Source organism: Streptococcus sp. HMSC073F11 (assembly GCF_001810785.1).
In the GTDB taxonomy this organism is placed as follows: Bacteria; Bacillota; Bacilli; order Lactobacillales; family Streptococcaceae; genus Streptococcus.
The window spans coordinates 64108-71995 of record NZ_KV802698.1 but is presented as its reverse complement, the minus strand read 5'-3'; the positions used below and the strand labels follow the sequence as shown (position 1 = coordinate 71995).

The following is a 7888-nucleotide window of genomic DNA, read 5'->3' as shown; positions in this document are numbered from 1 at the left end:
CCTCGCTCCTCACTACCTCCGTGGAACATCTGGCGCTGCCAAACTTCGTGGAGCTATTTCACAAGCTAGCACTCTGGCAGAGATTGAAGCTCTCTTGCAGTTAGATAAGGCTTAACATGGTTCATACTGCTCTACTGATTATCGATATACAAAAAGCATTTGATAGACCTATCTGGGGAGAACGGAACAACCCTCAAGCTGAACAACAAGCATTGAGGGTACTGGCATACTTTCGTAAACACGCTCTTCCAGTCTTACATGTTCAACACATATCTGACAATCCCCAGTCCCAATTTCATAACAAACAAAATCAGGAGTTTAAAAGTGGATTTGAACCAGTTACTTCAGAACCTGTCTTTCAAAAAACGGTTAATAGCGCCTTTATTGGAACAAATCTTGAAACCTATTTACGAAAAAATCAGATTTGTCATTTAATCGTTGTTGGTTTGACTCTGCCTCATTGTGTATCTACTACGACACGAATGGCAGCAAATCTTGGTTTTGAAGTCACTTTACTAGCAGATGCCACTGCCAGTTTTACCCTATCTAACAAAAACGGTCAGACCATCCCTCCTGAGACTATCCATGAGATTAATCTCCTTTCTCTACAAGATGAGTTTGCTCAAATTCTTACTACAGAAGAATTTTTAACCCAAGTACAAGTATAAAATAATCCGTCAACTCTTATTGAGCTGACGGATTTTCTTTGAGTATTAGAATTGATGATTAGCAATTATTCATAAATGTCTATAGATTCACTCAGAACTGACCATACTAGTCTACCCCCTTTAGAGCACTAATCATGTCAATCTTTCTCATACGAAGACTAATAAAATAAGCAGTCCCTAAAGATGTAAACCAAACCAATAACGTAGCAGAAGCAAGGACATACATACTGACATAAGCGGTATACTCAATTCGAATCGTCGAAAATGTTGCTACATACTCTTTCAAAAACCATATTCCTAAAGGAATTCCTACTAGCCAACCAATAAAGGTAGTTAGTATAGTTTCAAAAAGAGTTACCATCTGTAGATATTGATTAGAAAATCCTAATACTTGTAATGTAGCATAGTCTCTCATTCTCTCTACAAAGTTTAAAGAGCCCAGATTATAGAGAACAATAATAACAAGTAATAAGGCAAAGCCAATAATCATTAGAAATACACTCATCAAACTAGATACAAAATCATAGGCATTTTTTTCTTGGCTCCCTTTTTCAATGACAGATAGAACACCTTTGTCTTGCTTAATAGTATCTTCGTCCACCTCCGGCCCAACTAATAAAGTATGTGGAGTAAAATCTCCCCCTGCTTTTTCAAAGACTCTAGCATGAAGATAGGCCCCTTGATTGGTTTCACTTGTGACAATCCCTTTTACTTCAAACTTGTAAGTATGACCATCTTGATAGGGAGTCACATTTAAAAAATCTCCGACTTTAATACCTGCTAAACGGGCAAATGATCTAGTTACATACAAACCATCATCTTTCAAAGAATCAGCACTCTCTGTTTTTGCTTGGATCATATCTCCATCATCAAATATAATCAATAAACGGTTGTAGCCATCATCTGGATTAAAATGTGCCTGTGAAATTTGTACACCTTGCCCACCATATCTAGACTTAGAAGATGTATAATCAGCTACGGTCAGTCGTTTTGAATAAGAAAAATCTTCATTGTATGCCTTATCAACAAGATGATTCATGGACACAGGCATACCAATTCCAGCAATCAGTAACATCATACTTCCTGCAACTCCCACGATTCCCATCAAAACTCGAATACGATTAAACGAGGCATCACGAATTGCCCATCTAGAAGGATAAGAAATTCGTTGCCAGATAGAGGAAAATCTTTCCACAAAAACAGATTTAGCAACTTTTTCTTTACCTCTTAAAAATATTGCTGGTAAGCCTCTAGCTGACTCTCTAGAAGCTAAATAGGCAGCTAAAACACAAATAATAATGACTACAATACCGACAACCATTGATGAAGACGAATAAGATATTTGCCAATTTGGAAGTGTAAACATTGACTTTTGAGTTTCTAGTACAAACCATGACATCAAGGGAGAAATAGCAAAGCCTGCGAAACTTCCTAATAAACTTACTACTAAGCCAAATAAAATATAATGTAAACTGATAGCCTGATTTGAAAAGCCTAGAGCCTTTAATACAGCAATCTCTTTTGTTTGGCCATCAATCAAACGCTGAATGGTTGTAAACATAGCCAAAATAGCTAACAAAATAAAGATAAAAGAAAATAAGTAAGATAAGTTTCTAATTTGCCCAACTCGATCGGTAGCTTCTGATATTTCAGTTAAACTTTTTTGATCTTGATAAGAAACTAAATCGCCCCCAAAAATAGACTCTAAATCTCCTCGCAAATCTACCTTAGAACCATAAATTTCTAAGGCATTATCTGACGATAAACCCAGAATTCCTTTTGCAATTTCATTATCTGCAATATAACCATAGGCATCATTGTCAGGATTTGGAGCGATATATTCCATGCTACCTGTGAAATAAATCTTATCTGTGGCCTGAACAAATCCTACAATTTCTAAATCTATCTGTTTCCCCCTTGATGAAATAGAAATTGAATCTCCAATCTGTAAATGATTCTTCTTCGCATAATTCCCATCAATCCAAATCGAATCTTGTTTTCCTTCAGAAAAAGAACTTCCTTCTGTTACTGTAACCAGTTGATTATCTGTAATCGTTTCAAGATTGATTCGTCCGTCAGTCTTGTCTAAACGAACAATATTAGCAAATCCTTTCTTTTTACTGATAACTTTTTCAACAGAAGATAATAGTTCAACCTGCTTAATTTTTGATTCATCAATTTGTCTCGCTTGAACCCAAACAACAGGAAGTTCAGATTGTTTCAAATAACTCTCTAGACTCTTTTCAAGTCCATGCCAAGCTCCTTGTAGCCCTACAAAGATTAATACACTTAATAGAGACATCAGAAAAACAGAGAAAAATTGTTGCCAATTTTGCCGAAGATCTCTTAATAATTTTATATGAAGATACCTCATCCCAGCACCTCTTCATTATTCTCTATTTTTTCAATACTTCCATCTTTCAAATATATAACTCGATCTGCAAATTTAGCAAACTCTCTATTATGTGTAACCATTACAACTGCAGCATTCCCATTTCTAGAAACTTCCTTCAATAAAGTTAAAATACTATCACCTGTCTTTGAATCTAACGCTCCTGTAGGTTCATCACACAATAATAGACTAGGTTCTTTAGCCAATGCCCTTGCAATTGATACACGTTGCATTTCACCTCCAGAAAGTTGATTAGGAAAATTATTTTTTCTATGAAGTAAACCAACTTGATCTAAATACATATCAATTTCTTTATTGTTTTTCACTAAATTTGCTGCAATACCTATATTCTCCTTGGCTGTTAAACTTGGAACTAAGTTATAAAATTGAAAAACAAAACCAATTTTATCTTTTCGATAAGCAGATAATTCCTTGTCCGTAAACTTTGTTACTAGTTCCTCATCAAATATAAAGGTTCCTGATGTCGCACGATCCATCCCACCAAGTAAATTTAGTAACGTACTTTTCCCTGAACCTGATGGACCTAAAATAACTGTAAATTTCCCTTTCTCAATAGAAAAACTAACTTGATCTAAAGCACGAACTTCTTGCTCTCCTACCTTATAAATCTTACTAATATTTTGAAACTGAATCATACATACTCCTAATATCTTGTCATAAATTTTATTTTTTCCTTTAATGTAGGCTCTTCATACTGTTCTATGATACGTTTAGATACTGCTTCCCTGTTTTCTCGTATAACCTTTTCAGCTAAGGAAATAGCCTCATCTACTGAAACAACTATTGGCAACTCATAATGTTGAATGATCTGATTTAACCGTTCTTTCTGACTACCTTTGACACAATAAGGTGTCAGACCCAAATTCCTATAAGCTTCATATAATTCCTCATCTGATAAATTTCGATACTCTTCAGATACTGGTCTATGCCCATCTGGATCCATTGCAAACTCTACTGGTAAATGAACAACATCTGTATACCACAGTTTCGCATGATTCTTAGAGACAACCCCATAAGCAGTCAAATATTTTTTGAAAAATCGTCGACCCGGAATACCTAAAATAGATTTCATCAATCGATGAATGAATGCTGATCCTGGATTAATTCCTACCCTCATTCGAACAGTACCGTAAATCCATTCATTCAATACTGAACCATCTGATAGAAAACTTCCATGTTCCTTGTATAAAATTCCTTCTGTACGAATTCTCTCCTCAAAACGCTTTAGCCCTAGTGCCATTAATTCAGTTGATGACATATCCTGAAATCTTCTGCCAGGATATAAATCTGTCAAAATTTCCCTCGCAGACAAAGCGTCGATTAAGGGAAGTCCCGTTGCAATCGAAAGAGCTGTAGCAGTTGTTGTCTTACCTGTAGAATAAGTTCCCGATATGACTAACCTTAATTCTCTATTTCCCATCACTGTCCCCCTCCATCAGGTAATTTTTGAGCTATTTTACTTTTAAAGACTACCTTATGATCTATATCATATCCTGACATTTCGTAGACTTTCCAATGTTCTTCTCTAATTTTTAACAATCTATTTTTTGAAACACTACCACTAAGCTCTACTACTCCGTTCAAAATTGGTGAATTCAAGTCTGCACTCACTTGCTTCATCCACATGGTATTGCTCTCTTCTCGAGATATCTCTTCTATATGGTAGGCTAACATCTCTGCCATTTGAGAAAAAATAATCAGAAGCTCTAACAAACTATAATAATTCTTTTCTAGACTACCTACACCACTATATTCAATATCTTTGATTAATACTTGCTCTGCTTTACAAGATATACTACTATCTGAAAACTCAACATCGTATATATCATGTTGTCTATCTCTTAAATGCGTTGATAAAAAATCTCTACCTTATTCTCCTATAGCAGCTACATTTTCCATACATTCTAATAATTGATATCCTAAACAAACTTTCATATCCATTACCAAGCAATCAAATTCAATCACTTGGTTCGTCATTTTGAAATTTTGTAATTCTAATTTTAAATTTACCAATTCTTCTATAGCTTTTATCCCTGACTTTATCTCAAAATGGCTTAACCTATACTGATTTAATCTCACTCCCATTCTTTTCAGTATTTCACTTCCAAATAAATGAGCTAATACTATTCCATCTAATGTACTCAGGTGTTGCTGTATGATTTCAGATTGTTTACTAGACCACAAACCTTCTTGATGAAGAGACCCAACTCCTTCTAAAATATTTTTCAACTTAACTTCATAAGTCGTCTTCTTATGCCCTCTGCCAAAATAACGATTTTTATTGTCTCCAAGTAAATAATCTACTGTTAGCATATACTTCTCCAATCTTTTAAACTGACTCTATCTTAAACAAAAAAAGACAAGAAAGAATCCGTAATTTACGAAAACCTTCTTGCCTTTTTAGTATAAAATTATAAAGATACTAGATTTAATCGAATAGCCTCACGTACAGCTCCAACTCTACTCGTCACTCCCAACTTTGAACAAATATTTGAAACATGGGTATCCACTGTTCTCCTGCTGACAAATAAACTATTTGCTATCTTTTCATTAGAATATTCTTTTACAATCAGTTCCAATACACTTAACTCCGTATCTGTCAATAGATTATTTTCTTGCTTTTCTAACAAACCATCTGGAATAACGTGATTTCCCTTATAAACAGCATAAATTGCACTTTTAACATCCAAATAAGAACTTTCTTTGGGTAAAAAAGCTTGAATCCCAAAATCCATCGCTCTCTTATGTAGCAAAGTGTCATAAAATCCTGATAAAAGAACTATCTTGGGAACTGTATTCAGAAATCTATTTATTTGACTAATAACATCAAATGCCGTTACTCCTTTCAACATAAAATCCATGACTAGTACATCTACCTTTTCATGCTTAAGACATAGAAGTAAATCTGCTACTTCTGTATAGGAACCAACAATTTTAAAATCATCTTCCTTTAAAAAATAGTTCTCCAATCCTTGTAATACTAAACTGTGATCATCAATCAAAACCAAACGAATCATTTTTCTTCCCTTCTATAGGTATCCGTATCTTCACACTTGTAGGTTCTATATTTATCTGAACATCTCCCCCCAATAAATGAACCTTCTCTACAATTCTATTTAAACCAAAATGATGTTCATTAGACTGATAGTTTCCCTTAAAAATACCATCATCTATAACTTCAATTGATAAAATCTTTTCTTTTGTAGATAAATCTACAGTAATTTCTCTAGCATTCCCATGAAGAATACTATTATTTACTAGTTCTTTAACTGTCCTTAATACAAACGTGCCCACTTTATCGTTAACTTTTTCTTCATCTATTGAAAAAGTTGTCATAATCGAAACAGTTTCCATCTTCATGAATTGGTTTAATATGCTAGTAATAGATTCTTTCAACCCTAATTCATGCACCATTAAAGGATAGATATTGGAACATAAATCTCTTAATTCAAAAACAATATCATCCAACATCTCTAATAAAGCTCCCCTATTAATGTGTTCACTAATTTCTAACTGCTTTTTATAATAAATAACCTTCTGAATTGTAGTATCATGTATAAACGTTGCAATTTCTTCCCTCTCTAATTCAGTAGCTACAAAAGTATGAAAACTACTAAAGATTCCCTCCATTTTATGGCTAATCAACATCATTTTCCTTATTTCAGGTAACAAAGCTAGCGAAAAAAGAAAAGTGTAAAGAACGAAAAAAATTGGAGAAAATTCTCTTAATAACAGACTAAAAAGAATAATTAGACTAGTAAAAAAAACGGAAAATATCAAGTTATATATGAATGGATTCCACTTCCAAGCAACATATATCATTCGCTCTAGTATCAAGTTATTCACAATAGAGAACAAAATAAGCAACAATAGAGGAATACTATAAATAAACGAAACTTCCTTACCAATCGGAAAAATATATCCAAAAAATAGAGGAAATAAGGCCAGAACTGCTAAAAATAAGGTATGAATTGGCAGCATTTCTCTTCTCTGATAGTAATTTATAAGCATCTTTAACAGTAGGATAACTAAAAAGAAAAATACTAAATAAAATACTCCCCTAGAAAAAAAGATGGTTAAAAAATCAATGGGCTGTATAAGATTATAAACATACAAAAGTTGAGTTATGAGTGAATAGCCCAGTATAATACGAGAAAAGTTAGAAATGGTTGAACCTTTTATCTTTAAGACTAACACTCTAATGAAGATATCCATGAATAATGGAAATAAAGTCAAGTATGAAATTAATAGACTACGACCAAATACATCTCCTATACTTGATGGAATAATCGATAATAACATCAGACTAGTATAAATAATAAAATAAAAATATCGTTTCCCAGTTTTTCCTCTACTTCTGCCTTTTATGTATAATCGAAATAACAGTAGAATCAGAAAAGCAATGATTGATAAAACAAGAAAGATAATTTGGCTTGATTTCCCAGATTCTATTATTAAAGTCTTTGAAATGCCTCTATCTAACACTGTCACAGAATGAAGCGGTTCAACAATTAAAAATCGAGATAATGAGAAATTACTATCTGGACTCTGACCGTCTATTTGTATAATCGATGCTCCTATTATCTCTTGATGATTTGCAAAGCTTCCCAGATTATGGACTTGTCTAACTATCCACTCATTATCATGTTTATCTACGGTGATTCCACTGTACGTTCGGTTAAAAATTGAAAACGAAAAATAAAGAAAGAAAATAAATAACAAAACCAAAGAAAATCGAAACATTTTTGACTTCATTGTTTGTAACACTCCACATTTCACTTGATATTGATGTTTATTCTACCATTTT

At 33.4% G+C, this 7888-nt stretch carries 7 protein-coding genes and 2 pseudogenes; 2 read left to right on the top strand and 7 right to left on the bottom strand.

The window, feature by feature from the left end; genetic code table 11:
• Together HMPREF2764_RS09775 and HMPREF2764_RS07130 are read left to right on the top strand one after the other, a co-directional pair.
• A pseudogene (locus tag HMPREF2764_RS09775) lies at positions 1 to 115 on the top strand (dihydrouridine synthase); the annotation flags it as partial.
• Between the two features lies 1 nt (position 116).
• Complete coding sequence (locus HMPREF2764_RS07130) at positions 117 to 668, top strand: cysteine hydrolase family protein (RefSeq protein ID WP_049546892.1); 552 nt, start codon at positions 117 to 119, stop codon at positions 666 to 668.
• Positions 669 to 774: 106 nt separating this feature from the next.
• Here the strand turns inward: HMPREF2764_RS07130 and HMPREF2764_RS07125 are convergent, their stop codons facing one another.
• The 7 genes and pseudogenes from HMPREF2764_RS07125 to HMPREF2764_RS07100 form a co-directional block, all read right to left on the bottom strand.
• Positions 775 to 3042: an ABC transporter permease gene (locus tag HMPREF2764_RS07125; RefSeq protein ID WP_049546893.1), complete on the bottom strand. Its 2268-nt coding sequence runs from the start codon at positions 3040 to 3042 to the stop codon at positions 775 to 777.
• The gene (locus tag HMPREF2764_RS07120; protein WP_000614114.1) at positions 3039 to 3716 is read right to left on the bottom strand and encodes an ABC transporter ATP-binding protein; all 678 of its coding nucleotides are present in this window, start codon (positions 3714 to 3716) and stop codon (positions 3039 to 3041) included. Before HMPREF2764_RS07120 ends, HMPREF2764_RS07125 begins: the two co-directional genes overlap by 4 nt.
• A gap of 8 nt (positions 3717 to 3724) precedes the next feature.
• Positions 3725 to 4501 (bottom strand): AAA family ATPase, encoded by a 777-nt coding sequence (locus HMPREF2764_RS07115; RefSeq protein WP_049501960.1) that lies wholly within the window; start codon positions 4499 to 4501, stop codon positions 3725 to 3727.
• Positions 4501 to 4914, bottom strand: a pseudogene (locus HMPREF2764_RS10045) (AvrD family protein); the annotation flags it as partial. The pseudogene HMPREF2764_RS10045 and the gene HMPREF2764_RS07115, both read right to left, overlap by 1 nt.
• 36 nt (positions 4915 to 4950) lie before the next feature.
• Positions 4951 to 5394 carry an AvrD family protein gene (locus tag HMPREF2764_RS09765; RefSeq protein ID WP_083306615.1) on the bottom strand — a complete coding sequence of 148 codons (444 nt, stop codon included), beginning with the start codon at positions 5392 to 5394 and terminating at the stop codon, positions 4951 to 4953.
• A gap of 98 nt (positions 5395 to 5492) precedes the next feature.
• Complete coding sequence (locus HMPREF2764_RS07105; protein WP_033689555.1) at positions 5493 to 6098, bottom strand: response regulator transcription factor; 606 nt, start codon at positions 6096 to 6098, stop codon at positions 5493 to 5495.
• Entirely contained in the window at positions 6076 to 7836 is a 1761-nt protein-coding gene (locus HMPREF2764_RS07100) for a sensor histidine kinase (protein WP_070528360.1), read from the bottom strand. Before HMPREF2764_RS07100 ends, HMPREF2764_RS07105 begins: the two co-directional genes overlap by 23 nt.
• Positions 7837 to 7888: the final 52 nt, after the last annotated feature.